The sequence below is a fragment of the Bacillus sp. FSL W8-0102 genome (assembly GCF_038007225.1).
Taxonomy (GTDB): Bacteria; Bacillota; Bacilli; order Bacillales; family DSM-4216; genus Bacillus_O; species Bacillus_O smithii.
This window is the reverse complement of sequence record NZ_JBBOWT010000001.1, coordinates 147,300-171,103: the sequence shown is the minus strand read 5'-3', so window position 1 is coordinate 171,103 and position 23,804 is coordinate 147,300. Positions and strand designations below refer to the sequence as shown.

The window sequence follows — 23,804 nt, the reverse complement described above, 5'->3', positions numbered from 1 at the left end:
CCCGCTAAAGGAATGTCAATAACTTTTTCTTGTTTAATGCTGTCCATCAAGGACAAGTAATACTATATCAGCATAATGATGGAGTGTCAACATCTTTTTTCAAAAAAATTTATTCTCTGCTTTTGGTTCTTTTTCCTACTCGTAAATATTTCATACATTCATGATGACTCGCAACTCTCTTAAATAAATTGAATAAAATGTTATACCTCTCCTTCATCGCCCTTTTCACAACATGATCAATTCTGTGATCATTAAGATCAAACAGAATTTCGTCCATTTCCCTTTTCAACAAATAATAGATCTCTTCTTTTTCCTTTTCATTTATTAGTATTCCGATCATGTAGGTCACTCCTTTTGATAAGTGTCTCATGCGCTGCGAAAAATCCGGGAACTGGTTCTAACGTTTGCAAGGCCGTCATACAAATAGAAGCAAAGACTTGTCTAATGGAGGGCCGAAAATGAATTTTTGGTATGTGATAAAGGATAAAAGAGTGAAACAAACATTATTGATTGTTATTATTTCATTTTTTACTGCATTATTATTGTTTACTCAAAATATACTCCATATTCCTGTTTTGGCGGGAAAAGAAGGTCCTCAAGCAATCTACAGAGGTGAAAAAGGAATTGCTTTAACGTTTGATATCGGCTGGGGAGATGAAAGAGCAGAGCCGATTATCAACGCCTTAATTAAAAACAAAGTGAAGGCGGCCACTTTTTTTCTTTCGGGTTCTTGGGCAGAAAGACATCCCGATTTAGTCAAAAAAATAGCCGATCATGGATACGAAATTGGAATGTTAGGTTACAGTTACAAAGATTATACCGCTTTGGAAGATGAAGAATTGAAAAAGGAATTTTTAAAAACGAAAGAAACTTTTAAAAAACTTCAGTTGAAAAATGTTCATTTATTCCGTACACCGACCGGCCACTTCGACAAGAGAGTGATTAAAACAGCCGATCAATTCGGATTCACGATTGTTCATTGGAGCGTTAACTCTGAAGATTGGAAAAATCCCGGAGTAGATCATATTGTCAAAAATGTTTCAAAGGCGAAAAACGGTGATATCATTTTGCTTCATGCTTCCGATTCCGCTAAACAAACCAAAAAAGCTTTGCCTTTGATCCTCAAGACACTTCAGCATAAAGGAAAATTTGTGACCATTTCGGAAATGATTGCAAACGGCAATGTCGATACTACATTAATCCCTTAATTCTTCATTAGCACCTTCAACAAACTGCCTGAAATCGGAAGATAATAGAAATAAATCAGGAGAATAAACAGAACCGCTGAAAAGAGAAAGAGGAAAAAACATGAACAGCATTCATTAGACTTTAAAAATTAGCGGGAGCATTGGAAAAAGCTCCGAATATACATATGGCATTTGCGGGTAAACTACAGGTTTGGCTTCCTTCATCCAAAAGGAAGCCATTCCTTTTTATCGGTACTACGAACAAAAGAGTCCATACAGTAAACATCCGCTCGTTCTTTTCATTTTAAGAAAATTCACTATTTTCCTTTTGCGGCAGGGTGATTTTTTTCATTTGGCGGATAGACGATAGCCTTCTTTTTTCGGGAGATCTCTTCTTGGGATCTCTCAATGTATTTAGGCAGCATAAGAAGCTGGTAAGCATTGCAGAACAGGAGAGCAAACAGCATTAAATACAGCCAGCTTTTTTCATTCACCGTTAAAACTGGCAGCCATTCCAGAACAGTGGCTACTACCATAAAAAAGAGAGCAGAAGCAAACATATTTTTATTGGATTGTTTTGTTTTGATCCAAGCGACCACAATCGCAAAGGACAATAAAAAAGCCGCCAATCCAAAATAAGGGATAAGTGATTCTCCTTTATCCGCAAAAGCTTGAAAGCGAAAATACACCAAATCAAACAATACAAACGCCACTAAAATCATTTGAACAGCATTCCAAAGAGAATTGGAACGAAACATGCGCAGTCCGAATTGATGAATGGTCAAATAGGCAAAATACCCCATTTGGCTGATAACACTAAACGTGAATCCTACACCGACAAGCCATATAAATACCGAGAAAATGTTAAGAACATCCCCTTTTTGAAACAAGGGAGAAAACTCATCCCAACGAATTATAAACCCCATTATTCCGGCCGTTATTCCCCCAATAAACAGCGTATGTATAAAAAAACGAACCCAATTTCGAATCGTCACACCGAGTTCCCCCATTTTTCCAGTATTGTATTGATTTTACCAACAGAGGAGCAAAAAATCCAGTTGATAAATCCTTCCCAAAGAATAAATTTTGGCCCTTAGATTATCCTAACGATAAGAAAGTTCTTAGAAAGGAGCTTTTTTTCATGAGAATTTTACGGCCTCTTCTTCTCGTATTTTTTTTATTAACGGCCTGTTCTGGCGATGAACAAATTAGCAGCCGCATGAATTATGATGAGACGAAAAGAATGGTCATTGACATATTGAAAACCGATGACGGCAAAAAAGCCATAAAAGAGGTATTGAAGGATAAAGATTTGAATAAAAATTTAGTAATGGAGCAACCGGAAATCACAAAAACGATCGAACAAACACTAACATCGGAAAAAGGCAAAAAATTTTGGGAAAAGTCATTTCAAGACCCTAACTTTTCAAATTCTTTTGCGAATGGCGTAAAAACAGAAAACGAAAAGTTATTAAAAAGTTTAATGAAAGACCCTGAGTACCAAACGATGATGTTGGATATTTTAAAAGATCCGTCCTATGAACAAGAAGTCATGAAGCTTTTAAAAAGCAAAGATTTCAGACAGCACCTTCAAAAAATCATGCTCGAGACGTTTGAGAGCCCTTTATATAAAAAGAAAGTAGCGGATTTACTGGTGAAAGAGGCTAATGATCAGCTCAACGGCAAAAACGATCAGCAAAACCAAACAACGAGCGGCGGCCAAAAATTTAGTCCATAGAAAAAAGCCGGCTCTAAAGTTGCCGGCTTTTCTTGCTTAATTTTGGCTGACCAGTTTTTGATCCACTTTCTTTGCAATATCCATGTAAATTTTTCCGATCGGATGATCTTCTGAATAGACTGACGGAGCAAAATCTGCTTCATTCCAGTCAGGCTGTTGAAGCGGAATTTGGCCAAAAAGATCGGTTTGCAATTCTTCAGCCAGCTTTTCGCCGCCGCCTTTGCCGAAAATATATTCTCTTTCGCCCGTTTTTTTACTTTCAAAGTAAGACATGTTCTCAATGACACCAAGTATTTCATGCTCGGTCCTTAAAGCCATTGCTCCCGCTCTGGCCGCTACAAAGGCTGCTGTCGGATGAGGAGTCGATACAATAATTTCTTTACTGTGTGGAATCATCGTATGAACATCCAATGCCACATCTCCTGTTCCCGGAGGTAAATCCAAAATCAAATAATCCAATTCTCCCCACTCCACTTCTTTAAAGAAGTTGTTGAGCATTTTCCCAAGCATCGGCCCCCGCCAAATGACAGGCGCATTATCCTCTACAAAGAATCCCATTGAAATGACTTTGACCCCAAATCGTTCCACAGGTATAATCTTATTGCCTTTGACGAGCGGGCGATGAGTGATCCCCATCATATCCGGAACACTAAATCCATAAATATCGGCGTCAACAAGTCCGACCTTTTTGCCGAGGCGGGCCAGCGCAACGGCTAAATTAACCGATACCGTGGACTTTCCTACTCCCCCTTTACCGCTCGCGATGGCAATAAACTCCGTTTTACTGGCAGGAGAAAGCAAATCATGTCCGGAATCCCCTGCTTGTCCTTTGAATTTTTCCAGCACTTCTTTCGGTAGTTCCGCAAAGCGAATCCCAACCGTTTCTGCCCCGGCATTTTTCAAGAGATTGACAATTTCCATTTGAAGCTGTAATTGCTCAGAGGTTCCCGTTTTGGAAATAGCCACCTTCACACTTACATGTTTCTTTTCTTCTTTTATTTTGACTTCCATAATTCCATTGGTCTCTTCCAACGTTTTATGTAAAAATGGATCTTGTACCTTTTTTAGTAACTCCCGAACTTCTTGTTCGCTAATCATGCTCTACACCTTCCTTTTCATTCCTTTTCAATAGTATAGCATATATTCAGACAATCCATAAAACTTCGCTACTATGTCTATCTTCCCGTATGGCCGTTTACGTTAATGTACTCTCCGCCATCCACAATTATCGCCGCCCTGACTTTATGATTCTCTAGGCGGAAAGCAAAAGGTCAAAATAAAAAGCCATTGGATTCTCCTCCCTCCGGCTATTCGGTAAAATATCTTAAAACTCCTTTATAAATGGACGCTGCCACCTTTTCCTGATAGTCATCCGTTTTTAATTGTTCTCTTTCTTCTTGATTGGATAAAAAGCCGATTTCCACTAAAGCTCCTGGCTTTTTCGCATATCTTAAAATATATACATGGTCAATGGCTTTCGCTAAACGATTGGTGTTTTCCAAGTTTAAAACTAGTTCGTCTTGGATTAATTTTGCGACTTTTTGATTTTCTTTATAATGCGGGGAAAAAAACGTCTGGGCTCCTCTCCAATGCGGGGAAGGGATAGAATTTAAATGAATGCTTATAAAAAGGTCGGCATCCGATTTATTAATGAGATCCAGTCTTTTTTTCAAATCTTCTGTTTTGCGTCGGCTTAGTCCGCTCGTATCTTGGTTTGCTAAGTCCTTATCCTTTTCCCGTGTCAGCACGACGAGCGCTCCCTGCTGTTGTAAATAATCTCTCACCTTTTTGGCTACATTTAAAGCAATGTCTTTTTCCTGCGTACCGTCTTTTGTAGCGCCGCCGTCAGGACCGCCATGCCCAGGATCCAAATAAATGATTTTTCCCGATAACGGCAAATTCCAAGGTTTCCATGAGTGGTTTTCTAAAAATTTAAACTGGATTAGTAAAAAAATGAGCACACAGCCTAATATATAAACTCCCCACTTTAATCTCCGGTGCATAGAGCGCGTCCCCTCCTTGTTCTCTCTACTTTTCAACATATGGGACAAGGGGGGATTTTAGAACAATCCGAAAGCTATTTTCTTATGACCGAGTTAATGAAGCCGTAGTTTTAACCGTTTCTTTCCTTGGGAGTACCCTTCATTCCACCAGTAATCAACAAACTGGCTGCAATTGTAGAAAGTGGATTCATCGATGTTATCAGCCACGCCGATTTTCCACCAATACAGCCAAAAATGATATAACGTATCCGTCAAATACTCGATTTCCTGCTGACACCTATTTTTCACCACATTGGTGTCTTCACCATAAAATCCAAATTTGCTGTACTTTCCTCCTAATAAGTAGGATTCGATCCCCACATCAAAACAAGCATCCTCAAATCCCGGATCCATCAAAACATTTCCAAAAAGATGGATCGTGCCAAAGTACATTCGAATGCTGTTTTGCAAATTTTGGATAGAAAGTTCCTTTAACAGACTTCGTTCAAGTTGAATTTCCTTTTTTCGCAATCGTTCTGTAAAGGAAGTAATAACAGTCATCGATAGAATCCTCCTTTGTCCTATTTTTCGACAAAAAAAAGAAACTATACGATGCTTGTTCCCTTGGCGTAGAAGGGAGAATCTTTACTGCCATCTAGAGTGAATATAATTTCTTCTAAATAAAAAAGACCCCCAACCATGAAGGTTGAGAGCCTTTGATACGTACAATTAACGTTTTGAGAATTGCGGCGCACGGCGCGCACCTTTAAGACCGTATTTTTTACGTTCTTTCATGCGTGCATCGCGAGTCAAGAGTCCTGCACGTTTTAGTGGTTGACGATATTCCGGATCAGCTTGAAGCAGCGCACGAGCGATTCCGTGGCGAATAGCGCCTGCTTGACCAGTATAACCGCCGCCTTTTACGTTTACTAATACATCATAATTTCCAAGCGTTTCTGTAATCACTAAAGGTTGTTTAATCACTTCACGTAAAGCTGCGAATGGAATATAATTTTCAACATCGCGGCCGTTAATGACGATACGTCCATCGCCAGGAACTAAACGAACGCGAGCAACTGAGCTTTTACGACGACCTGTTCCGTAATATTGAACTTGTGCCAAATTAATACCCTCCTCTTTCAATTATCCGCGAAGTTCATAATTTTCCGGTTTTTGCGCTTGATGTGGATGTTCCGGACCAGCATAGACATGCAATTTTTTAAACATTTGACGTCCAAGGGAGCCTTTTGGAAGCATTCCTTTAACGGCTAATTCAAGCATTTTCTCAGGATAGTTCGTCCGCATTTCTAAAGCTGTACGAGCTTTTAATCCGCCTGGATGTTGAGAGTGGCGATAATAAATTTTGTCCGTTAATTTTTTTCCAGTTAATTCAATTTTTTCCGCATTAACAATAATTACGTGGTCACCAGTATCAACATTCGGTGTGTAAGTTGGTTTATGCTTACCGCGCAAAATAGATGCTACTTCACTTGCAAGACGTCCCAAAGTTTGGCCTTCGGCGTCTACAACGTACCATTTACGTTCGATTTCATTTGCTTTCGCCATATACGTCGTACGCATGTTTTTTACCCTCCCATATAATCAAAGTCGTTTCATATGATTTATTTAAAAACACGAATAAGTTTCCGGGGCTTATCGTGGGGCTAAATAACATACCGTATCTATGATAAAGGTTTCTAAAAGCAATGTCAAGAAAATGTTACGCCTGGATTAGTTGTCATAGAATACGTTCCATAAATACAATCCCTCTGGCGGAACGGTTTTCCCGGCTTTCGATCTGTCCTTCGCTTCTAAGATTTCAGGGATTTCTCCTGGAGATCGTTTTCCTGTCCCACATTCCAAAAGAGTGCCGACGATAATCCTGACCATATTGTACAAAAAACCGTTTCCGACCAGCTGAAAAACAATCTCCTCCCCTTCTTGGACAATCGCTATTTTGCGGATGGTTCGTACTTTATCCTTGACCTCCGTCTTGGCTGAACAGAAGCTCGTAAAATCGTGCGTTCCCGTTAAATAACGAGCTGCCTCTTCCATCGCCTCTATATTTAATGAATAAGGGAAATGATAGGCATAAAACCTCTTCAAAGGATCGCGGTGGGGAGTGGTATACAGTCGGTAACGGTATTCTTTGCCCGTTGCAGAAAAGCGGGCATGAAAGGCATCGTCGACCGCTTCTACTTGAATGGCTGCAATATCTTCAGGAAAAATGCTATTTAACACTTGCACCCACTTTGTTTCCGGAATCGGAAGGGACGTATCAAAATGGATCACTTGGCCACGAGCGTGAACGCCAGCATCGGTCCGACCCGATGCTGTCACTTTTACTGCTTCTCCTTTATGTAGGACCTTTAATGCTGATTCTATTTCCGATTGGACCGTTCTTTTAGCCGGTTGAATTTGATAACCGGCAAAGCCTGAACCATCATACGAAATCACACATTTCATTCTAACCATATAGGACACTCCATCTAGCTTCTTAATAGCCATAGCACCACAGCAAAAATAACGATGATCACAAGAACAAAAGTATCGCGAAGTTCCCAAGTCAACAGACGATATTTGGTACGTCCTTCTCCGCCTTTATAGCCTCGCGCCTCCATGGCCACGGCAAGATCTTCCGCACGTTTAAAAGAACTGACAAACAGCGGAATTAATAGCGGTACAACCGCTCTGATCCTTTCTTTAAGCGGCCCTCCGGAAAAATCAGTTCCTCTAGCCGTCTGCGCCTTCATAATTTTTTCTGTCTCATCCATAAGAGTAGGGATGAACCGCAGTGCTATCGAGATCATCAACGCCAGTTCGTGGACAGGAAGCTTGATTTTTTTAAACGGTCCAAGAAGGCTTTCCAGCCCGTCCGTAATCGAAATCGGTGTCGTCGTCAGCGTCAATAAAGATGTGACCAACACCAGAATGAAAAAGCGCAACGAGATAAAAACTCCCTGCTGGATTCCCACTTGATAAAATTTGATAAATCCCAGCTGAAAAACGAGAGGCCCTTCTCTTGTAAAAAAGAGTTGAAGTAAAAACGTAAACAAGATCAACCATAAAATCGGCTTCAACCCCGCCAGCAAAAAACGAAACGGAATGCGGGACAAAAAGATAAGGAAAACCGTAAATGCGGTTAAAATGCCATAGGTCGCCATATTATTGGCCAAAAACACAATACACACAAAAGCAATCACAAAGACAAGTTTTGAGCGCGGATCCAGCCTATGTACAATGGAATCTCCCGGTACATAGCGTCCAAAAATCATCTTTTCCATCATGGCTGACCACCCCGCTTGTACAACCGCTCCAACTCATCAGCTAATTCTTGAACGGATAAACACGTTTTTCCTAAACGGATTCCTGATTTTTTTTCAAACATGCATTGAAACTTCACAACATCAGGCACGTTTAATCCTAAGCCAAACAATTCCTCGGGGGAAGAAAAGATCTCTTCTGGCTTTCCTTTTCTGGCCAGTTTTCCTTGATGCATAATGACGATTTCATCAGCATATAAGGCAGCATCTTCCATACTGTGGGTGACTAAAATGGTTGTCATTTTTTTCTCTTGGTGAAGCTTGTAAAAGAGATCCATGATTTCCCGCCTTCCCCGCGGATCCAAACCGGCGGTCGGTTCATCAAGAACGAGCACTTCCGGTTCCATCGCCAGTACGCCAGCAATCGCCACTCTTCTCATTTGGCCGCCTGACAGGTCAAATGGAGATTTCTGCAGTACATCCTCCGGCAGCCCTACTTTCTTAGCTGCCAGACGTGCTCGCCGTTTCGCCTCTTCTTCCGGCACCCCAAAATTGATCGGTCCGTAACAAATATCTTTTTCAACGGTTTCCTCAAACAATTGGTGTTCCGGAAATTGAAAGACAATCCCTACTTTTTGCCTTATCGGTTTTAAATTCTTATTTTTTCTGCCTGCCTCAACCACTCGCTCTCCTATTTTCACTTGCCCGCTTGTCGGTTGCAAAAGAGCATTTAAATGCTGCAAAAGAGTTGATTTCCCGGAACCGGTATGGCCGATGACAGCAAGAAATGTCCCTTCCGGTATATCGAATGAAACATCCTTGAGCGCAAAACGTTCAAATGGAGTTCCGGCCGAATATCGATATTCTACATGTTGAAGTTTAATGTCCATAAATCATTCACCAACTCATCTTCTGTCAAATGATTTTGGGGAATATGAAGTCCCCGTGAACGTAGCTCTTTGCTCATTCTGACCGAAAAGGGGATATCAAGACCGAGCGCTATCAGCTCTTCGTCCATTTGAAAAATTTCCTCAGGAGTTCCCTCTTTATAAACCTTTCCCTTATTTAAAATGATCACGCGATCCGCTTTTGCCGCTTCTTCCAAGTCATGTGTAATCGACACAACGGTTAGATTGCGATCCTCCTTCAATTCTCTTACCGTAGCCAAAACTTCTTCTCTGCCACGGGGATCCAGCATAGATGTAGCCTCGTCTAGGAGAATAATATCCGGTCTTAACGCCAGAACGCCGGCAATCGCCACACGCTGTTTTTGCCCTCCAGAAAGATGATGCGGTTCTTGTCTGGCAAAAGCGCTCATTCCTACTTTCTCCAAGGATTCTTGCACTCTTATGACCATTTCATCATGATCTACACCATTATTTTCTAAACCGAACGCGACATCATCTTCCACCGTTGTACCTACAAATTGATTGTCAGGATTTTGAAACACCATCCCCACTTTTTTGCGAATGTCCCAAACGGTTTCTTCCCCTAACAAAATGTCGCCCACCACAATTTTCCCTTTTTCAGGAAAATGAAGACCGTTTAGTAATTTGGCCAAAGTAGATTTCCCGGATCCGTTATGGCCGACGATCGCCAGCCATTCCCCTTTCACGATCGATAGACTTACGTCTTCAAGAGCATATCTCGGTTGTTCAGGATAACGAAAAAATACGTGCTCAATCTGAACAACTATTTCTCTTTTCAATTCGAATCCCCCCTAAACGAACCCGTCCCTGCTTTCTTTTCCTTTATACCACAGTTTGACAAAACGATGAAGCAAAAGTCGGACACATATCGACATCATTAAAACGTGCCATAAAAAGCTGGCGCGCCCCAAGTAGATATTTGGTTCATTTAACACGATTCTAAAGAGACGAAAAGCGTCCTCAGATTGCCGCACAACCGGCGAAAAACATGAATCTTGCAAAATAAACCAAACATCCACTGCTAAGTACTTCTTTAACAGGCTAAGCATTATCTCTTCTCTGAAGATCAGCCCGCCATCAAACCGTTGTTTTGCAGCCCGCAGAGCAGCAAGATCTTATTATAATTTTCGCAAAATACAAAAAAAGCCCGCGCCTCTTTTCACGAATGTCGAATGAAAGAGGCGCACGAGCTAGACGAGTCTTATCATTGCTCATCATAACGCTCAAGCTTTGTTGCAATCGCGTACATTAAAAATATAGAAAAAGGGCAGTGGTCAGTTGCTGTCAACTGTCCCGCCCCAATGGTCTACCTTCGTCATTAAACTAATTCAATAACGACCATAGGTGCACCGTCGCCACGACGAGGTCCGATTTTCATAATGCGAGTGTAACCGCCTTGGCGTTCTTGATAACGAGGTGCGACGTCGTTAAACAATTTTTGCAAAGCGTAAACCGGTTTTTCCTTTTTCTTTCCATCTGCACCTTCTACTTCAATAGTATCTGCTACTTCATGACGCAAGAAGGCAGCTGCTTGACGGCGAGCATGCAAATCTCCGCGTTTGCCAAGTGTAATCATTTTTTCTACGACAGAGCGCAATTCCTTTGCACGCGCTTCTGTTGTTTCAATGCGTTCGTTAATGATTAAATCTGTTGTCAAATCGCGAAGCAATGCTTTCCGCTGATCGCTTGTACGTCCTAGCTTTCTATAAGACATGAAGATTCCCTCCTTTGTTGAGCTATCTATAACAAAATCGTATGATTAATCGTCTTTACGCAAACTTAGCCCAAGTTCATTTAACTTGGCTTTTACTTCTTCTAATGATTTTCGTCCAAGGTTTCGGACTTTCATCATATCTTCTTCCGTTTTATTTGCCAATTCTTGTACTGTATTGATGCCCGCACGTTTTAGACAGTTGTAGGAACGAACGGATAGATCCAATTCCTCGATCGTCATTTCCAGAACTTTTTCTTTTTGATCTTCTTCTTTTTCGACCATAATTTCAGCATTTTGAGCCTCATCGGTCAAATTAACGAAGATATTTAAATGCTCTGTTAAAATTTTGGCGCCAAGGGAAACGGCTTCCTTCGGTCCAATACTGCCGTCAGTCCAGACATCAAGCGAAAGTTTATCGTAGTTGGCGACTTGACCAACTCTCGTCTTTTCTACTTGATAGTTCACTCTTGAAACTGGAGTATAAATAGAATCTATCGGGATCACGCCGATTGGATGATCTTCGCGTTTGTTTTGATCAGCTGGAGTATAGCCGCGCCCACGCCGCGCTGTTAACCGCATGCGCAAACTGCCGTTTTCCGCCAATGTAGCAATGTGTAAATCAGGGTTTAAAATTTCCACATCGCTGTCATGGGTAATATCTGCAGCGGTCACAACACCTTCACCCTGCACATCAATTTCAAGCGTCTTTTCTTCATCAGAATATATTTTTAAAGCTAATTTTTTTATGTTCAAAATGATGGATGTTACATCTTCAACGACGCCTTCAACTGTTGAAAACTCGTGCAAAACTCCGTCTATTTGAATAGATGTGACAGCGGCACCTGGGAGTGAGGATAATAGGATACGACGTAAGGAGTTACCCAAAGTTGTACCATATCCACGCTCAAGTGGTTCTACGACGAACTTCCCATAAGTGGCATCATCGCTGATCTCAACCGTTTCAATTTTTGGTTTTTCAATCTCGATCATTCAATTATACCCTCCTTTAAAACGTCGAAACCCCGGCTAGAACAATCACCGAAATTCCCCATGTTTTCGTTCCCGATTGTGCACAATGAAAAGATTTTTTCTGTTTAAACAAAAATATCATTAGTATCCCATTATTGACAGAGATACAAATAATATACAGAAAAATCAAACACGGCGACGTTTTGGCGGACGGCATCCATTATGAGGTACAGGAGTCACATCTTTAATTGCTGTAACTTCCAGTCCGGCAGCTTGAAGTGCACGAATCGCAGCTTCACGTCCAGCACCGGGTCCTTTTACTGTTACCTCAAGAGATTTCATTCCATGTTCCATGGAAGCTTTTGCAGCTGTTTCTGCTGCCATTTGTGCTGCGAATGGAGTGGATTTACGGGAACCTTTGAAACCAAGAGCCCCTGCACTTGACCAAGCGACAGCATTCCCATGGACGTCAGTAATAGTGACAATCGTATTGTTAAATGTAGAGCGAATGTGCGCAATTCCAGTTTCAATATTCTTTTTGACACGACGTTTACGAGTAGTTGTTTTACGAGCCATTGTTGGTGTTACCTCCTTTACCTATTATTTTTTCTTGTTCGCTACAGTTTTGCGCGGACCTTTACGTGTGCGGGCATTATTTTTCGTATTTTGTCCACGAACAGGTAAACCGCGGCGATGACGAAGTCCACGATAGCTGCCGATTTCCATTAAACGTTTAATGTTCAGCGATACTTCGCGGCGAAGATCTCCTTCAACTTTTAATTTATCGACAAGATCACGGATTTTGTTCACTTCTTCATCTGTTAAATCACGAACGCGAGTATCTTCAGAAACACCAGCTTCTGCCAAGATTTTTTGAGCAGTAGATTTACCGATACCATAAATATAAGTTAAAGAAATCACAACACGTTTATCACGCGGGATATCTACACCAGCAATACGTGCCATATAAGAGCACCTCCTTCAAAATTAACCTTGTTTTTGTTTATGTTTTGGATTTTCACAGATTACCATAACTTTTCCCTTTCTGCGAATGACTTTGCATTTTTCGCAGATCGGTTTAACAGACGGTCTTACTTTCATTTTCCAAACCTCCTTAATTATTTCGGAGTGCAAAACTATTTATAACGGTACGTAATTCTACCGCGTGTCAGGTCGTACGGAGATAACTCAACCGTTACTTTATCCCCGGGCAAAATCCGGATGAAGTGCATACGGATTTTCCCAGAAACGTGCGCAAGCACCGTGTGACCATTTTCTAATTCCACTTTAAACATCGCATTTGGCAAAGTCTCAGTAACGGTACCTTCTACTTCAATAACATCGTCTTTCGCCATCGTATCGTCTCCCTTCTTCCTTCTTGTAGGACCCGCTTCACGATTCATCGTCTAAGCATTGCTCGAAGCTGCAAAAAACATGCTGACAGCCACAACCATCTATATGAAGTAAAACCACTTAAAAAAGGGTATGTTTAAGCCGTTTGATCAGGTGGTCAAACAAAACAGCAACCGCCTAAAACAGATTCACTCATGAAAATGAAACTACAAGGCGATCAAACACTTATTTTATCACCCAATTCATCACAAATCAACTCTTATCGCAACGGTCAATAAAAGCGATCTTTCCTGTAAAACACAACAGGAAGCGGCACCATCCTAGTGGAACCGATCTTGAAAATGTTCATTTTCATTGTTGACCACTCCACTATCAGCTACACATGATGAATTCATCTTGATGACCAATTTGAAAGACGTTTCATAGCCGATAAACGGGTCGCTTTTCAACAAGAAACTTGTGATCAAGCCTAAACAAAAATATATTAATCAGCAAGCTTGCCTAGCAGTTGATCAATATCTTCAAATACCTTATTTATTTCCTGCGTGCCGTCAATATTTTTCAAATAGCCTTTTTCACCATAAAAATCAAGCAAAGGTTTTGCTTGTTTTAAATTGACATCCAAGCGGTTTTGAACCGTTTCCGCATTGTCGTCAGCCCGTTGATACAGTTCTCCTCCGCATCGGTCACATTTGCCAGCCACTTTAGGAGGATTAAAGACTAAATGATAGGTGGATCCGCAGCTTTTGCAAATTCTGCGTCCTGTCAACCGTTCCAACAGTAAATCTTTATCGACATCAATGTTGATCACATAATCGATCTTTTTTCCAAGATCGCTCATAATGGACTCTAACGCTTCAGCCTGAGCAACGGTTCTTGGAAATCCATCTAATAGAAATCCTTTTTTGCAGTCGTCTTTGCTTAGACGTTCGCGAACGATGCCAATAGTCACTTCATCGGGAACTAGCTCGCCTTTATCCATATAAGACTTGGCTTTTAAACCCAGCTCCGTACCCTCCTTCATAGCTGCACGGAACATATCTCCAGTAGAAATATGAGGGATTTCGTATTTCTCGACAATTTTTTCGGCTTGCGTACCTTTTCCGGCACCTGGCAGCCCCATTAAAACAAGATTCACTCTTCTACCCCCTCAGGTTAAATAAGTTCATATATATCATCGAAACAAGCTATTTGATAAACCCTTTGTAGTGACGTTTTACAAGCTGCGTTTCTAATTGTTTCATCGTTTCCAAGGCAACCCCGACAATGATCAACAAACTGGTGCCTCCAATGCGTGATGAAGGGGGAAGTCCTACAATATCAACAAAGAAAACAGGAAGTACAGCTACCACTGCAAGGAATATGGACCCTGCAAAGGTAAGACGATACAAAACGCGTGTTAAATAATCTTGCGTATTTTTGCCGGGCCGAATACCCGGAATATACCCGCCTTGCTTTTTTAGATTATCTGCTAATTGTTCTGGATTCACTTGCACAAAAGCGTAAAAATAAGAAAACGCAATGATCAATGCGACATAAATCAACATGCCGACAGGTTTTGTATAATCAAAAATATTATGGATCGTACTTGTGACTTTCTCGTTTCCAAAGAAAGTTGCAATCGTTTGAGGAGCAATGAGAAACGAGATCGCAAAGATAACCGGGATTACTCCGGCTGCATTAACCTTTAACGGCAAATGCGTAGATTGTCCTCCAACAGGGCTTCTTCCAACAAGACGTTTAGCGTATTGAATAGGAATTTTTCGCAAAGCCTGCTGAACAAAAATAACACCGACCACAATCGCTAAGACGGCGACAGCAATCAGAAGTAGGACAATAATTTTTAAGAACAATTGATCTCCAGCATTTTGAAGTTGCTGCGCATAAATTTGGTTAATACCGTTTGGAATACCTGCTACGATTCCCGCAAAAATAATGATTGAGATTCCGTTGCCGACCCCTTTAGCGGTAATTTGCTCTCCCAGCCACATTAAGAAGGCGGTGCCGGCCGTCAATACAAGAGCAATCAGGAGATAGGTGCCAATGCCATTACCTACAATTAATAGCCCTCCATATAAACGATTGAATCCATACGACATTCCCAGAGCTTCAATGAAGCCTAGTACAATCGTAAAATAACGAGTAAACTGATTCAGTTTTCTTCTTCCTACTTCACCTTGCTTCGACCATTCCGTGAATTTCGGAACTACATCCATCTGAAGCAATTGAACAATAATGGAGGCAGTAATGTAGGGCATGATCCCCATTGCAAAAATGGAGAAGTTTTTCAATGCACCGCCCCCGAAAGTATTTAAAAAGCCAACAAGTCCAGCCTGCTCTTGCATTTTAAATACATCGGCATTAACGTTCGGCACTGGGATAAAGGTTCCGATACGGAACACAATCAACATAAGAAGGGTGAATATAATTTTTTTTCTTATATCACCCACGCGCATAAAATTGGAGACTGTACGAAACATTAAATCACCTCGGCTTTACCGCCGGCAGCTTCAATAGCTTCTTTAGCAGCGGAAGAGAACTTATGAGCTTTTACCGTTAATTTTTTCTCAATAGCACCCTTCGCTAAAATTTTGATACCTGCTTTTTCTTTGCTGACAACCCCTGTTTCAATCAGAAGTTCTGGAGTTACTTCTGTACCGTCTTCAAAGCGATTTAATGCTTCTAGGTTCACAATAGCATATTCTTTTCGATTGATATTCGTAAAGCCGCGTTTTGGAAGTCTTCTGTATAAAGGTGTTTGCCCACCTTCAAAACCTAAACGCACACCACCGCCGGAACGAGCGTTTTGTCCTTTTTGACCTCTTCCGGACGTTTTTCCGTTCCCTGAACCAATACCACGGCCTACACGATTGCGTTTTTTGCGAGCCCCTTCAGCAGGTTTTAACTCATGAAGTTTCATTTTTCGAGCACCTCCTTATTCAATGATCGATCCTTATTGTTCTTTCACAGTTACAAGATGAGACACTTTGTTGATCATACCACGAATGGCTGGATTATCATCATGTTCAACGGTTTGATGCAGTTTACGAAGCCCTAATGCTTTAACTGTTTCACGTTGATCTTTTGGACGACCGATCAAGCTGCGAGTGAGGGTAATTGCTAACTTGTTTGCCATTTTACTCCCTCCTTATCCTAACAGTTCTTCTACTGATTTACCGCGCAATTTCGCTACATCCTCAGCACGTTTTAATTGTTTCAATCCGTCTACTGTTGCACGAACCATGTTGATCGGCGTGTTGGAACCTAAGGATTTGGAAAGGATATCTCCTACACCTGCTAGTTCCAATACGGCACGAACAGGACCGCCGGCGATAACACCCGTACCTTCAGATGCAGGTTTTAAAAGAATTTCCCCTGCACCAAAGTGTCCGATTACTTCGTGAGGAATCGTCGTTCCTACTCTTGGTACTTCAAAAAGATTTTTCTTTGCATCCTCAACCGCTTTACGAATAGCATCCGGAACTTCTTGCGCTTTTCCAGTTCCGAATCCAACATGGCCGTTTTTGTCACCTACAACCACAAGAGCAGAAAAACGGAAACGGCGACCACCTTTTACAACCTTCGCAACACGGTTTACGGTAACAACGCGTTCTTCTAATTCAAGCTTGTTTGGATCAATGCGACGCATTCAAGTTTCCCTCCTTTTATCTTAAAATTGCAAGCCATTTTCGCGTGCAGCATCAGCCAATGCTTTTACACGACCATGATATAAATATCCACCACGGTCAAATACAACAGAAGTAATTCCTTTCTCAACAGCTTTTTTAGCGATAAGTTCTCCCACTTTCGCTGCAGCTTCGACATTACCAGTGGATTCTAAATCGAAATCCTTTTCTAATGTTGAAGCGCTGGCAAGAGTTACTCCTTTCGTATCATCGATCAGCTGAGCATAAATGTGTTTATTGGAACGATAAACATTTAAACGCGGACGAGCAGAAGTACCGGAAATTTTCGTACGTACACGTGCATGTCTTTTTTTGCGCACTTTGTTTTTATCTGGTTTTGTAATCACCAAAGCTCACTCCTTTCTTTACCTAAGCGGCATTACTTCCCTGTTTTACCTTCTTTGCGGCGTACATATTCTCCTTCATAGCGAATACCTTTTCCTTTGTAAGGTTCAGGTGGACGAACATCGCGGATATTGGCAGCAAGGGCGCCTACACGCTCTTTGCTTACCCCTTTAACGACGATTTTCGTATTAGAAGGAACTTCGATTTCGATGCCTTCTTCAGGTTCTATTTCTACTGGATGTGAGTAACCTACGTTTAAAACAAGTTTTTTACCTTGTTTTTGCGCACGGTATCCAACCCCGATCAATTCAAGGGATTTTTCAAATCCTTTTGAAACACCTTCGACCATATTGGCCAGAAGTGCGCGAGTCGTTCCGTGGAGAGCACGGTGTTCTTTTGAATCAGAAGGCCGTGTTACAATAATTTCTTTTTCTCCTACTTCAATGTTCAAATCTGGGTTAAAGGTCCGGGTAAGACTTCCCTTCGGCCCTTTTACTGTTACGGTATTTTTTTCAACGGTAACAGTAACGCCTGATGGAATTTCAATAGGTTTTTTTCCGATACGAGACATTTAAGCTGCACCTCCATTCATAAAGAGAATTATTACCAAATGTAAGCTAAAACTTCTCCGCCCACTTTTTTAGCACGTGCTTCTTTGTCTGTTAACACACCTTGAGAAGTGGAAACAATTGCGATTCCTAAGCCGTTTAACACTTTAGGCACTTCGTCCGCTTTTGCGTAAACACGCAAACCTGGTTTACTGATTCTTTTCAAACCAGTAATTACGCGTTCGTTGTTCGGTCCGAATTTCAGAAAAATACGGATAATGCCTTGTTTATTGTCTTCAATGTATTCAACGTCACGAATAAAACCTTCACGTTTTAAGATTTCAGCGATTTCTTTTTTGATTTTTGAAGCCGGAAGTTCTAATTTTTCGTGACGAACCATATTCGCATTACGGATACGAGTCAACATATCTGCAATTGGATCTGTCATTACCATAGGTTTTTACCTCCTTCCCTAATTCGGGTATTACCAGCTAGCTTTTTTCACGCCAGGAATTTGACCTTTATATGCGAGTTCACGGAAACAAATACGGCAAAGTTTAAATTTGCGATAAACGGAATGTGGACGTCCGCAGCGTTCGCAGCGTGTATATTCACGCACTTTAAACTTTTGAGGCCGTTTTTGTTTCACGATCATTGATTTTTTAGCCACGATGTCGCCTCCTTTTTGTATGTTAAGAGCGATTATTTTTGAAATGGCATTCCAAATTCAGTCAACAGTTCACGTGCTTCTTCGTCTGTATTGGCAGTCGTAACAATAACAATATCCATTCCGCGCACTTTGCTTACTTTATCGTAATCAATTTCAGGGAAAATCAATTGTTCTTTAATTCCTAATGTGTAGTTGCCACGGCCGTCAAACGCTTTTTTAGAAACACCACGGAAGTCTCTTACACGAGGTAGAGAAACGGAAATTAGTTTATCAAGAAATTCATACATGCGTTCGCCGCGAAGGGTAACTTTCGCACCAATCGGCATTCCTTCGCGAAGACGGAATCCAGCAATTGATTTTTTTGCACGGGTAACAAGAGGTTTTTGTCCCGTAATAAGTGACAATTCTTCTACAGCATTGTCTAATGCTTTAGCATTTTGTACAGCGTCACCTACACCCATGTTGACAACTACTTTTTCGATTTTAGGTACTTGCATAACAGATTTGTAGTTGAATTTTTTCATTAATGCAGGAGTAATTTCTTTAAGATATTTTTCTTTTAGGCGGTTCATTTAGAATACCTCCCTTCATCTAAAAACTATTTATCTAATGGTTGACCAGATTTTTTAGCAATTCTAATTTTCTTACCGTCCACAATTTGATAGCCTACTCGGGTAGGCTCATTCGTTTTCGGATCTAAAGGCATAACATTTGATACATGTATAGGTGCCTCTTGGCTGATGATACCGCCTTGAGGATTCAATTGAGAAGGCTTCGCATGTTTTTTAACAATGTTTACCCCTTCCACAATCACGCGGTTTTTCTTAGGAAATGCCGCTAGGATAACCCCAGTTTTTCCTTTATCTTTACCGGAGATCACCATTACTTTATCGCCTTTTTTTACATGCATTTTGTAGCACCTCCTTGAAAGGCCTGAAAAATATTTGGTTTATTAAATTACTTCTGGAGCAAGAGATACGATTTTCATAAAGTTATTGTCGCGCAATTCGCGTGCCACAGGTCCAAAAATACGAGTTCCGCGAGGGCTCTTGTCATCACGAATAATGACACAAGCATTTTCATCAAAACGGATGTAGGAACCGTCAGAACGGCGAACACCGCGTTTTGTACGTACAATTACCGCTTTTACAACGTCGCCTTTTTTGACAACGCCTCCTGGTGTTGCTTGTTTAACCGTACACACAATCACATCACCAATATTAGCGGTTTTGCGTCCGGAACCACCTAAAACTTTGATCGTAAGAACTTCGCGAGCTCCAGAGTTGTCAGCAACTTTTAATCTGGATTCTTGTTGGATCATTTGTGTAACCTCCCTTCGGAATGAGCATCAATCCGAACAAATTAATTAAATGATAACAGCTTTTTCAACAATTTCCACTAAGCGGAAACGTTTCGTAGCAGAGAGCGGGCGAGTCTCCATAATACGAACAATATCGCCTACTTTTGCTTCATTTAATTCATCATGAGCTTTATATTTTTTCGAGTATTTAACCCGTTTCCCGTAAAGTGAATGTTTTTTGTATGTTTCCACCAAAACGGTGATCGTTTTATCCATTTTGTCAGAAACAACGCGTCCAGTATAAACTTTTCGGTTATTACGTTCGCTCATTAGGCAAACCTCCTTTCAATTATCGATTGTTAACACCGATCTCTCTTTCGCGAATAACAGTTTTCATACGAGCGATCGCTTTACGTACTTCACGAATACGAGCAGTATTTTCAAGCTGACCAGTCGCTAATTGAAAGCGAAGGTTAAAGAGCTCTTCTTTTAAAGACTTGATTTTTTGTTCAATTTCGGCAGTGGTAAGTTCACGGATTTCATTAGCCTTCATTTGATTCACCACCAATTTCTTCACGTTTTACAATCTTGCACTTAATCGGCAGTTTGTGAGATGCAAGACGAAGCGCTTCGCGTGCAACTTCTTCTGATACACCGGCAATTTCAAACATGATTTTGCCTGGTTTTACAACAGCTACCCATCCTTCAGGAGCCCCTTTACCGGAACCCATCCGTACTTCCAACGGTTTAGCCGTATACGGTTTATGAGGGAAGATCTTAATCCAAACTTTACCGCCACGTTTAGTATAACGAGTCATCGCAATACGGGCAGCTTCGATTTGACGGTTTGTGATCCAAGCCGATTCAAGAGCTTGAAGGCCGAATTCTCCGAATGAAACTTCTGTACCGCCTTTTGCTCGTCCGCGCATTTTTCCGCGATGTTCACGGCGATATTTAACACGTTTTGGCATTAACATATTAATTTCCTCCTTCCTCAGATTTCTTCTTAGCAGGAAGGACTTCTCCACGATAAATCCATACTTTCACGCCGAGTTTTCCATAAGTTGTATCAGCTTCTGCATGAGCATAATCAATGTCAGCGCGAAGAGTATGAAGAGGAACAGTTCCTTCACTGTAATGTTCAGAACGAGCAATATCAGCACCGCCTAAACGTCCTGAAACCATTGTTCTGATTCCTTTAGCGCCTGCACGCATAGCACGACTGATTGCTTGTTTTTGTGCACGACGGAAAGATACACGGTTTTCAAGTTGACGAGCGATGTTTTCTGCAACTAATTTAGCGTCTAAATCAGCTTTCTTAATTTCGACAATGTTGATGTGAACTCGTTTTCCGGTTAAATCGTTTAAAGCTTTGCGGAGAGCTTCAACTTCAGTACCGCCTTTACCAATAACCATTCCAGGTTTTGCAGTATGAATCGTGATGTTGATACGGTTTGCCGCACGTTCGATTTCCACACGGGAAACGGATGCATCTTCTAGGCGTTTTGCAATATATTCACGAATTTTTAAGTCTTCGTGTAAAAGGTCTGCGTAATCTTTTTCTGCGTACCATTTCGAATCCCAGTCACGGATTACACCAATACGCAAACCGTTAGGATGTACTTTTTGACCCACGAATTATCCCTCCTTTTTTTCTGATACCACGATCGTAATGTGGCTTGTACGTTTATTAATTTGGCTTGCTCTTCCCATAGCGCGAGGACGAAATCTTTTTAAAGTCGGGCCTTCATCCACATAGGCTTCAGAAACCACAAGGTTGTTTACGTCCATGTCATAGTTATGTTCTGCATTCGCAACAGCAGATTTTAATACTTTTTCAACGATAGGAGATGCTGCTTTTGGAGTAAGGCGTAAAATCGCAACAGCTTCACCTACTTGCTTTCCTCGGATCAAATCAACCACTAAGCGAGCTTTACGAGGAGCAATTCGAACTGTTTTTGCAACAGCTTTTGCTTGCATTAGGATAACCTCCTCTCATTAACGTCTTGTTTTCTTGTCGTCACCGGCATGGCCTCTGAAAGTACGAGTTGGTGCAAATTCACCCAACTTATGGCCTACCATATCTTCAGTAATGTATACAGGCACATGTTTGCGGCCATCGTAAACAGCAATTGTATGTCCGACAAAAGATGGAAAAATTGTTGAACGACGAGACCAAGTTTTAATTACTTGCTTCTTATCACTTTCATTCAATTTTTCGATCTTTTTCATTAAATGGTCATCAACAAAAGGTCCTTTTTTCAAGCTGCGACCCATATTGGTACCTCCCTTCTCGATTGTTCTACGGCTCTTAAATCGAACCGTAGTGCAATCTTATTATTTTTTGCGTCTGCGAACGATAAATTTATCGCCTTTATGATTTTTCTTGCGAGTTTTATATCCAAGAGTTGGTTTACCCCATGGCGTAACAGGAGTTTTACGTCCAATTGGAGCACGTCCTTCCCCACCACCGTGTGGATGGTCGTTCGGGTTCATAACAGATCCGCGAACAGTTGGGCGTTTACCAAGCCAACGAGAACGTCCGGCTTTTCCGATATTAATTAATTCATGTTGTTCGTTACCAACTTGGCCGATCGTAGCACGGCAAGCAGCTAAAATCATTCTTACTTCACCGGAAGTCAAACGAACAAGTACATATTTTCCTTCTTTCCCAAGTACTTGTGCAGATGTTCCGGCAGAACGAACTAATTGTCCGCCTTTACCCGGTTTTAATTCAATATTATGAATGATTGTACCAACTGGGATATTAGCAAGCGGCAATGCATTTCCGACTTTAATATCCGCTTCAGGTCCAGACATTACTTCCATGCCGACCTTTAAATTTTTAGGAGCTAAGATATAACGTTTTTCTCCATCTACATAGTTGATTAAAGCAATATTGGCGGAGCGGTTTGGATCATATTCGATCGTAGCAACGCGTCCTGGTATGCCATCTTTATCGCGTTTAAAATCGATAATGCGGTATTGGCGTTTATGACCGCCGCCTTGATGACGAACAGTAATTTTTCCTTGGTTGTTGCGGCCGCCTTTTTTATTTAAAGGCGCAAGCAAGGATTTTTCCGGGGTATCAGTCGTAATTTCAGCAAAATCAGATACCGTCATGCCGCGACGACCGTTGCTGGTTGGTTTATACTTTTTGATCGCCATTCTTGATTCCCTCCTCTTCTGCTAAATTAAGCTTCAAATAATTCGATTTCTTTACTATCAGGAGTTAATGTAACAATCGCTTTGCGACGTTTGTTTGTATATCCAGCGAAACGTCCCATGCGTTTGAATTTTCCTTTATAGTTCATAATGTTGACTTTTGCTACCTTCACGTCGAAAATTTCTTCGACAGCTTGTTTCACTTGAGTTTTGTTCGCTTTTACGTCAACTTCGAAAGTATATTTCTTTTCGGCAGTTTGTTCCATTGAACGTTCAGTAATAACGGGGCGCTTAATAATATCACGAGCATCCATTATGCAAGCACCTCCTCTACTTTTTCAACGGCAGATTTCGTCATGATTAATTTGTCATGACCAAGTACGTCCAATACATTGATGCCGTTCGTATCAATGACAGTCACACCAGGAATGTTGCGAGCTGACAGAACCACGTTTTCGTTGGAACCGTCCGTTACAACAAGTGCTTTAGTATCTACGGAAAGATTTTTAAGGACTTTAGTGAATTCTTTTGTTTTTGGAACATCGAAATTCAACGTATCCACTACTACGATGTTATTTTCATTCACTTTAGAAGAAAGTGCAGATTTGATAGCCAAACGACGAACTTTCTTCGGAAGTTTATAGCTGTAGCTGCGTGGTGTTGGTCCAAATACGGTACCACCTCCGCGCCATTGAGGTGCACGAATCGAACCTTGACGAGCGCGACCGGTTCCTTTTTGACGCCATGGTTTGCGTCCTCCACCGCTTACTTCGGAGCGATTTTTCACTTTATGTGTGCCTTGGCGCAATGAAGCTCTTTGCATTACGACCGCTTCATGCAATACATGTTCATTTGGTGTAATACCAAAGATGGAATCATTTAATTCGATATCTCCTACTTTAGTTCCGCTTTGATTGTATAAAGCTACTTTTGGCATTCCTGTTTCCTCCTTTCT

Annotated in this window: 40 protein-coding genes; 2 read left to right on the top strand and 38 right to left on the bottom strand. The window is 41.2% G+C overall.

What is annotated here, in order from left to right; all coding sequences use genetic code 11:
• Nucleotides 1-109: 109 nt before the first annotated feature.
• The gene (locus N1I87_RS00905; protein ID WP_003354735.1) at nucleotides 110-340 is read right to left on the bottom strand and encodes a hypothetical protein; all 231 of its coding nucleotides are present in this window, start codon (nucleotides 338-340) and stop codon (nucleotides 110-112) included.
• A 118-nt stretch (nucleotides 341-458) separates the two neighbouring features.
• Between N1I87_RS00905 and pdaB the strand changes: the two genes are divergently transcribed.
• Nucleotides 459-1,208, top strand: a complete 750-nt coding sequence (gene pdaB, locus N1I87_RS00900; protein WP_003354736.1) for a polysaccharide deacetylase family sporulation protein PdaB — start codon at nucleotides 459-461, stop codon at nucleotides 1,206-1,208.
• Between the two features lie 296 nt (nucleotides 1,209-1,504).
• On the opposite strand, the gene N1I87_RS00895 is transcribed toward pdaB, so the two are convergent.
• On the bottom strand, nucleotides 1,505-2,182 hold the full coding sequence (locus N1I87_RS00895; RefSeq protein WP_341100223.1) for a KinB-signaling pathway activation protein: 678 nt from the start codon (nucleotides 2,180-2,182) through the stop codon (nucleotides 1,505-1,507).
• Nucleotides 2,183-2,328: 146 nt separating this feature from the next.
• On the opposite strand from N1I87_RS00895, the gene gerD reads away from it, so the two are divergent.
• Nucleotides 2,329-2,925, top strand: coding sequence for a spore germination lipoprotein GerD (gerD, locus tag N1I87_RS00890; RefSeq protein WP_003354738.1), 597 nt, complete (start codon nucleotides 2,329-2,331; stop codon nucleotides 2,923-2,925).
• A gap of 36 nt (nucleotides 2,926-2,961) precedes the next feature.
• On the opposite strand, the gene N1I87_RS00885 is transcribed toward gerD, so the two are convergent.
• The 36 genes from N1I87_RS00885 to rplD all read right to left on the bottom strand — a co-directional run bounded on the left by N1I87_RS00885 (nucleotide 2,962) and on the right by rplD (nucleotide 23,786).
• The gene (locus N1I87_RS00885) at nucleotides 2,962-4,023 is read right to left on the bottom strand and encodes an Mrp/NBP35 family ATP-binding protein (RefSeq protein WP_327825024.1); all 1,062 of its coding nucleotides are present in this window, start codon (nucleotides 4,021-4,023) and stop codon (nucleotides 2,962-2,964) included.
• 209 nt (nucleotides 4,024-4,232) lie between these two features.
• The gene (cwlD, locus tag N1I87_RS00880) at nucleotides 4,233-4,928 is read right to left on the bottom strand and encodes an N-acetylmuramoyl-L-alanine amidase CwlD (protein ID WP_341100220.1); all 696 of its coding nucleotides are present in this window, start codon (nucleotides 4,926-4,928) and stop codon (nucleotides 4,233-4,235) included.
• 93 nt (nucleotides 4,929-5,021) lie between these two features.
• Nucleotides 5,022-5,468, bottom strand: a complete 447-nt coding sequence (locus N1I87_RS00875) for a DUF2521 family protein (RefSeq protein WP_270584597.1) — start codon at nucleotides 5,466-5,468, stop codon at nucleotides 5,022-5,024.
• A gap of 168 nt (nucleotides 5,469-5,636) precedes the next feature.
• Nucleotides 5,637-6,029: a 30S ribosomal protein S9 gene (rpsI, locus tag N1I87_RS00870; protein WP_003354745.1), complete on the bottom strand. Its 393-nt coding sequence runs from the start codon at nucleotides 6,027-6,029 to the stop codon at nucleotides 5,637-5,639.
• Between the two features lie 21 nt (nucleotides 6,030-6,050).
• On the bottom strand, nucleotides 6,051-6,488 hold the full coding sequence (rplM, locus tag N1I87_RS00865; protein WP_341100219.1) for a 50S ribosomal protein L13: 438 nt from the start codon (nucleotides 6,486-6,488) through the stop codon (nucleotides 6,051-6,053).
• Between the two features lie 150 nt (nucleotides 6,489-6,638).
• Nucleotides 6,639-7,382: a tRNA pseudouridine(38-40) synthase TruA gene (truA, locus tag N1I87_RS00860; protein WP_270583949.1), complete on the bottom strand. Its 744-nt coding sequence runs from the start codon at nucleotides 7,380-7,382 to the stop codon at nucleotides 6,639-6,641.
• A 14-nt stretch (nucleotides 7,383-7,396) separates the two neighbouring features.
• A complete protein-coding gene (locus N1I87_RS00855) occupies nucleotides 7,397-8,194 on the bottom strand; it encodes an energy-coupling factor transporter transmembrane component T family protein (protein WP_341100216.1) in 798 nt (265 codons plus the stop codon).
• The gene (locus N1I87_RS00850) at nucleotides 8,191-9,060 is read right to left on the bottom strand and encodes an energy-coupling factor ABC transporter ATP-binding protein (protein ID WP_341100215.1); all 870 of its coding nucleotides are present in this window, start codon (nucleotides 9,058-9,060) and stop codon (nucleotides 8,191-8,193) included. The genes N1I87_RS00855 and N1I87_RS00850 overlap by 4 nt, the downstream gene beginning before the upstream one ends.
• Entirely contained in the window at nucleotides 9,036-9,878 is an 843-nt protein-coding gene (locus N1I87_RS00845) for an energy-coupling factor ABC transporter ATP-binding protein (protein ID WP_327797719.1), read from the bottom strand. The genes N1I87_RS00850 and N1I87_RS00845 overlap by 25 nt, the downstream gene beginning before the upstream one ends.
• Nucleotides 9,879-10,417: 539 nt before the next feature.
• Nucleotides 10,418-10,813 (bottom strand): 50S ribosomal protein L17, encoded by a 396-nt coding sequence (rplQ, locus tag N1I87_RS00840; protein WP_003354753.1) that lies wholly within the window; start codon nucleotides 10,811-10,813, stop codon nucleotides 10,418-10,420.
• A gap of 45 nt (nucleotides 10,814-10,858) precedes the next feature.
• Complete coding sequence (locus N1I87_RS00835; RefSeq protein ID WP_003354754.1) at nucleotides 10,859-11,803, bottom strand: DNA-directed RNA polymerase subunit alpha; 945 nt, start codon at nucleotides 11,801-11,803, stop codon at nucleotides 10,859-10,861.
• Between the two features lie 165 nt (nucleotides 11,804-11,968).
• Nucleotides 11,969-12,358 (bottom strand): 30S ribosomal protein S11, encoded by a 390-nt coding sequence (rpsK, locus tag N1I87_RS00830; RefSeq protein WP_003354755.1) that lies wholly within the window; start codon nucleotides 12,356-12,358, stop codon nucleotides 11,969-11,971.
• A 24-nt stretch (nucleotides 12,359-12,382) separates the two neighbouring features.
• The gene (gene rpsM, locus N1I87_RS00825; RefSeq protein WP_003354756.1) at nucleotides 12,383-12,748 is read right to left on the bottom strand and encodes a 30S ribosomal protein S13; all 366 of its coding nucleotides are present in this window, start codon (nucleotides 12,746-12,748) and stop codon (nucleotides 12,383-12,385) included.
• A 21-nt stretch (nucleotides 12,749-12,769) separates the two neighbouring features.
• Nucleotides 12,770-12,883: a 50S ribosomal protein L36 gene (gene rpmJ / locus N1I87_RS00820; protein ID WP_003156543.1), complete on the bottom strand. Its 114-nt coding sequence runs from the start codon at nucleotides 12,881-12,883 to the stop codon at nucleotides 12,770-12,772.
• 35 nt (nucleotides 12,884-12,918) lie between these two features.
• A complete protein-coding gene (gene infA / locus N1I87_RS00815; RefSeq protein WP_003354757.1) occupies nucleotides 12,919-13,137 on the bottom strand; it encodes a translation initiation factor IF-1 in 219 nt (72 codons plus the stop codon).
• 482 nt (nucleotides 13,138-13,619) lie between these two features.
• Nucleotides 13,620-14,273 (bottom strand): adenylate kinase, encoded by a 654-nt coding sequence (locus N1I87_RS00810; RefSeq protein ID WP_003354758.1) that lies wholly within the window; start codon nucleotides 14,271-14,273, stop codon nucleotides 13,620-13,622.
• Nucleotides 14,274-14,322: 49 nt separating this feature from the next.
• Entirely contained in the window at nucleotides 14,323-15,615 is a 1,293-nt protein-coding gene (gene secY / locus N1I87_RS00805) for a preprotein translocase subunit SecY (protein WP_003354759.1), read from the bottom strand.
• A complete protein-coding gene (gene rplO, locus N1I87_RS00800; protein WP_003354760.1) occupies nucleotides 15,615-16,055 on the bottom strand; it encodes a 50S ribosomal protein L15 in 441 nt (146 codons plus the stop codon). Before rplO ends, secY begins: the two co-directional genes overlap by 1 nt.
• 33 nt (nucleotides 16,056-16,088) lie before the next feature.
• Nucleotides 16,089-16,271 (bottom strand): 50S ribosomal protein L30, encoded by a 183-nt coding sequence (gene rpmD, locus N1I87_RS00795; RefSeq protein WP_003354761.1) that lies wholly within the window; start codon nucleotides 16,269-16,271, stop codon nucleotides 16,089-16,091.
• Nucleotides 16,272-16,283: 12 nt separating this feature from the next.
• Complete coding sequence (gene rpsE, locus N1I87_RS00790; protein WP_003354763.1) at nucleotides 16,284-16,784, bottom strand: 30S ribosomal protein S5; 501 nt, start codon at nucleotides 16,782-16,784, stop codon at nucleotides 16,284-16,286.
• A gap of 21 nt (nucleotides 16,785-16,805) precedes the next feature.
• Nucleotides 16,806-17,168, bottom strand: a complete 363-nt coding sequence (rplR, locus tag N1I87_RS00785; RefSeq protein ID WP_003354764.1) for a 50S ribosomal protein L18 — start codon at nucleotides 17,166-17,168, stop codon at nucleotides 16,806-16,808.
• Nucleotides 17,169-17,200: 32 nt separating this feature from the next.
• Nucleotides 17,201-17,737 (bottom strand): 50S ribosomal protein L6, encoded by a 537-nt coding sequence (rplF, locus tag N1I87_RS00780; protein WP_003354765.1) that lies wholly within the window; start codon nucleotides 17,735-17,737, stop codon nucleotides 17,201-17,203.
• Between the two features lie 32 nt (nucleotides 17,738-17,769).
• Nucleotides 17,770-18,168 (bottom strand): 30S ribosomal protein S8, encoded by a 399-nt coding sequence (rpsH, locus tag N1I87_RS00775; RefSeq protein ID WP_003354766.1) that lies wholly within the window; start codon nucleotides 18,166-18,168, stop codon nucleotides 17,770-17,772.
• Nucleotides 18,169-18,198: 30 nt separating this feature from the next.
• On the bottom strand, nucleotides 18,199-18,384 hold the full coding sequence (locus N1I87_RS00770) for a type Z 30S ribosomal protein S14 (protein WP_003354767.1): 186 nt from the start codon (nucleotides 18,382-18,384) through the stop codon (nucleotides 18,199-18,201).
• 32 nt (nucleotides 18,385-18,416) lie between these two features.
• Complete coding sequence (rplE, locus tag N1I87_RS00765; protein WP_003354768.1) at nucleotides 18,417-18,956, bottom strand: 50S ribosomal protein L5; 540 nt, start codon at nucleotides 18,954-18,956, stop codon at nucleotides 18,417-18,419.
• Nucleotides 18,957-18,982: 26 nt separating this feature from the next.
• Nucleotides 18,983-19,294, bottom strand: coding sequence for a 50S ribosomal protein L24 (gene rplX, locus N1I87_RS00760; protein WP_003354769.1), 312 nt, complete (start codon nucleotides 19,292-19,294; stop codon nucleotides 18,983-18,985).
• Between the two features lie 42 nt (nucleotides 19,295-19,336).
• On the bottom strand, nucleotides 19,337-19,705 hold the full coding sequence (gene rplN / locus N1I87_RS00755; RefSeq protein ID WP_003354770.1) for a 50S ribosomal protein L14: 369 nt from the start codon (nucleotides 19,703-19,705) through the stop codon (nucleotides 19,337-19,339).
• Nucleotides 19,706-19,750: 45 nt separating this feature from the next.
• Nucleotides 19,751-20,014 carry a 30S ribosomal protein S17 gene (gene rpsQ / locus N1I87_RS00750; RefSeq protein ID WP_003354771.1) on the bottom strand — a complete coding sequence of 88 codons (264 nt, stop codon included), beginning with the start codon at nucleotides 20,012-20,014 and terminating at the stop codon, nucleotides 19,751-19,753.
• Nucleotides 20,015-20,033: 19 nt separating this feature from the next.
• Entirely contained in the window at nucleotides 20,034-20,237 is a 204-nt protein-coding gene (gene rpmC / locus N1I87_RS00745; protein WP_003354772.1) for a 50S ribosomal protein L29, read from the bottom strand.
• The gene (gene rplP / locus N1I87_RS00740) at nucleotides 20,227-20,661 is read right to left on the bottom strand and encodes a 50S ribosomal protein L16 (RefSeq protein ID WP_003354774.1); all 435 of its coding nucleotides are present in this window, start codon (nucleotides 20,659-20,661) and stop codon (nucleotides 20,227-20,229) included. The genes rpmC and rplP overlap by 11 nt, the downstream gene beginning before the upstream one ends.
• 1 nt (nucleotide 20,662) lies before the next feature.
• Entirely contained in the window at nucleotides 20,663-21,319 is a 657-nt protein-coding gene (gene rpsC / locus N1I87_RS00735; protein ID WP_003354776.1) for a 30S ribosomal protein S3, read from the bottom strand.
• A 3-nt stretch (nucleotides 21,320-21,322) separates the two neighbouring features.
• A complete protein-coding gene (gene rplV / locus N1I87_RS00730; RefSeq protein ID WP_048622378.1) occupies nucleotides 21,323-21,664 on the bottom strand; it encodes a 50S ribosomal protein L22 in 342 nt (113 codons plus the stop codon).
• Between the two features lie 18 nt (nucleotides 21,665-21,682).
• Complete coding sequence (rpsS, locus tag N1I87_RS00725) at nucleotides 21,683-21,961, bottom strand: 30S ribosomal protein S19 (RefSeq protein WP_003354778.1); 279 nt, start codon at nucleotides 21,959-21,961, stop codon at nucleotides 21,683-21,685.
• Nucleotides 21,962-22,021: 60 nt separating this feature from the next.
• The gene (gene rplB / locus N1I87_RS00720) at nucleotides 22,022-22,852 is read right to left on the bottom strand and encodes a 50S ribosomal protein L2 (RefSeq protein WP_003354779.1); all 831 of its coding nucleotides are present in this window, start codon (nucleotides 22,850-22,852) and stop codon (nucleotides 22,022-22,024) included.
• A gap of 26 nt (nucleotides 22,853-22,878) precedes the next feature.
• Nucleotides 22,879-23,163 carry a 50S ribosomal protein L23 gene (gene rplW / locus N1I87_RS00715; protein WP_003354780.1) on the bottom strand — a complete coding sequence of 95 codons (285 nt, stop codon included), beginning with the start codon at nucleotides 23,161-23,163 and terminating at the stop codon, nucleotides 22,879-22,881.
• The gene (gene rplD / locus N1I87_RS00710; RefSeq protein ID WP_003354781.1) at nucleotides 23,163-23,786 is read right to left on the bottom strand and encodes a 50S ribosomal protein L4; all 624 of its coding nucleotides are present in this window, start codon (nucleotides 23,784-23,786) and stop codon (nucleotides 23,163-23,165) included. Before rplD ends, rplW begins: the two co-directional genes overlap by 1 nt.
• Between the last annotated feature and the right edge of the window lie 18 nt (nucleotides 23,787-23,804).

What these genes read in the sequence shown, in the direction of transcription:
- N1I87_RS00875 (WP_270584597.1), bottom strand. Translation starts at nt 5,468, where the DNA reads ATGACTGTTATTACTTCCTTTACAGAACGATTGCGAAAAAAGGAAATT.
- rpsK (WP_003354755.1), bottom strand. Translation starts at nt 12,358, where the DNA reads ATGGCTCGTAAAACAACTACTCGTAAACGTCGTGTCAAAAAGAATATT.
- rplO (WP_003354760.1), bottom strand. Translation starts at nt 16,055, where the DNA reads ATGAAACTTCATGAGTTAAAACCTGCTGAAGGGGCTCGCAAAAAACGC.
- infA (WP_003354757.1), bottom strand. Translation starts at nt 13,137, where the DNA reads ATGGCGAAAGACGATGTTATTGAAGTAGAAGGTACCGTTACTGAGACT.
- rplQ (WP_003354753.1), bottom strand. Translation starts at nt 10,813, where the DNA reads ATGTCTTATAGAAAGCTAGGACGTACAAGCGATCAGCGGAAAGCATTG.
- N1I87_RS00885 (WP_327825024.1), bottom strand. Translation starts at nt 4,023, where the DNA reads ATGATTAGCGAACAAGAAGTTCGGGAGTTACTAAAAAAGGTACAAGAT.
- rplD (WP_003354781.1), bottom strand. Translation starts at nt 23,786, where the DNA reads ATGCCAAAAGTAGCTTTATACAATCAAAGCGGAACTAAAGTAGGAGAT.
- truA (WP_270583949.1), bottom strand. Translation starts at nt 7,382, where the DNA reads ATGGTTAGAATGAAATGTGTGATTTCGTATGATGGTTCAGGCTTTGCC.
- pdaB (WP_003354736.1), top strand. Translation starts at nt 459, where the DNA reads ATGAATTTTTGGTATGTGATAAAGGATAAAAGAGTGAAACAAACATTA.
- rpmJ (WP_003156543.1), bottom strand. Translation starts at nt 12,883, where the DNA reads ATGAAAGTAAGACCGTCTGTTAAACCGATCTGCGAAAAATGCAAAGTC.
- N1I87_RS00850 (WP_341100215.1), bottom strand. Translation starts at nt 9,060, where the DNA reads ATGGACATTAAACTTCAACATGTAGAATATCGATATTCGGCCGGAACT.
- rplP (WP_003354774.1), bottom strand. Translation starts at nt 20,661, where the DNA reads ATGTTAATGCCAAAACGTGTTAAATATCGCCGTGAACATCGCGGAAAA.
- rpsM (WP_003354756.1), bottom strand. Translation starts at nt 12,748, where the DNA reads ATGGCACGTATTGCTGGTGTAGATATCCCGCGTGATAAACGTGTTGTG.
- rpsH (WP_003354766.1), bottom strand. Translation starts at nt 18,168, where the DNA reads ATGGTAATGACAGATCCAATTGCAGATATGTTGACTCGTATCCGTAAT.
- rplF (WP_003354765.1), bottom strand. Translation starts at nt 17,737, where the DNA reads ATGTCTCGTATCGGAAAAAAACCTATTGAAATTCCATCAGGCGTTACT.
- N1I87_RS00855 (WP_341100216.1), bottom strand. Translation starts at nt 8,194, where the DNA reads ATGATGGAAAAGATGATTTTTGGACGCTATGTACCGGGAGATTCCATT.
- rpmC (WP_003354772.1), bottom strand. Translation starts at nt 20,237, where the DNA reads ATGAAGGCTAATGAAATCCGTGAACTTACCACTGCCGAAATTGAACAA.
- N1I87_RS00835 (WP_003354754.1), bottom strand. Translation starts at nt 11,803, where the DNA reads ATGATCGAGATTGAAAAACCAAAAATTGAAACGGTTGAGATCAGCGAT.
- rplV (WP_048622378.1), bottom strand. Translation starts at nt 21,664, where the DNA reads ATGCAAGCAAAAGCTGTTGCAAAAACAGTTCGAATTGCTCCTCGTAAA.
- secY (WP_003354759.1), bottom strand. Translation starts at nt 15,615, where the DNA reads ATGTTTCGTACAGTCTCCAATTTTATGCGCGTGGGTGATATAAGAAAA.
- gerD (WP_003354738.1), top strand. Translation starts at nt 2,329, where the DNA reads ATGAGAATTTTACGGCCTCTTCTTCTCGTATTTTTTTTATTAACGGCC.
- rplB (WP_003354779.1), bottom strand. Translation starts at nt 22,852, where the DNA reads ATGGCGATCAAAAAGTATAAACCAACCAGCAACGGTCGTCGCGGCATG.
- rplE (WP_003354768.1), bottom strand. Translation starts at nt 18,956, where the DNA reads ATGAACCGCCTAAAAGAAAAATATCTTAAAGAAATTACTCCTGCATTA.
- rplW (WP_003354780.1), bottom strand. Translation starts at nt 23,163, where the DNA reads ATGGATGCTCGTGATATTATTAAGCGCCCCGTTATTACTGAACGTTCA.
- rplN (WP_003354770.1), bottom strand. Translation starts at nt 19,705, where the DNA reads ATGATCCAACAAGAATCCAGATTAAAAGTTGCTGACAACTCTGGAGCT.
- rpsQ (WP_003354771.1), bottom strand. Translation starts at nt 20,014, where the DNA reads ATGAGCGAACGTAATAACCGAAAAGTTTATACTGGACGCGTTGTTTCT.
- rplX (WP_003354769.1), bottom strand. Translation starts at nt 19,294, where the DNA reads ATGCATGTAAAAAAAGGCGATAAAGTAATGGTGATCTCCGGTAAAGAT.
- rpsS (WP_003354778.1), bottom strand. Translation starts at nt 21,961, where the DNA reads ATGGGTCGCAGCTTGAAAAAAGGACCTTTTGTTGATGACCATTTAATG.
- rpsE (WP_003354763.1), bottom strand. Translation starts at nt 16,784, where the DNA reads ATGCGTCGCATTGATCCAAACAAGCTTGAATTAGAAGAACGCGTTGTT.
- N1I87_RS00905 (WP_003354735.1), bottom strand. Translation starts at nt 340, where the DNA reads ATGATCGGAATACTAATAAATGAAAAGGAAAAAGAAGAGATCTATTAT.
- rpmD (WP_003354761.1), bottom strand. Translation starts at nt 16,271, where the DNA reads ATGGCAAACAAGTTAGCAATTACCCTCACTCGCAGCTTGATCGGTCGT.
- rplM (WP_341100219.1), bottom strand. Translation starts at nt 6,488, where the DNA reads ATGCGTACGACGTATATGGCGAAAGCAAATGAAATCGAACGTAAATGG.
- cwlD (WP_341100220.1), bottom strand. Translation starts at nt 4,928, where the DNA reads ATGCACCGGAGATTAAAGTGGGGAGTTTATATATTAGGCTGTGTGCTC.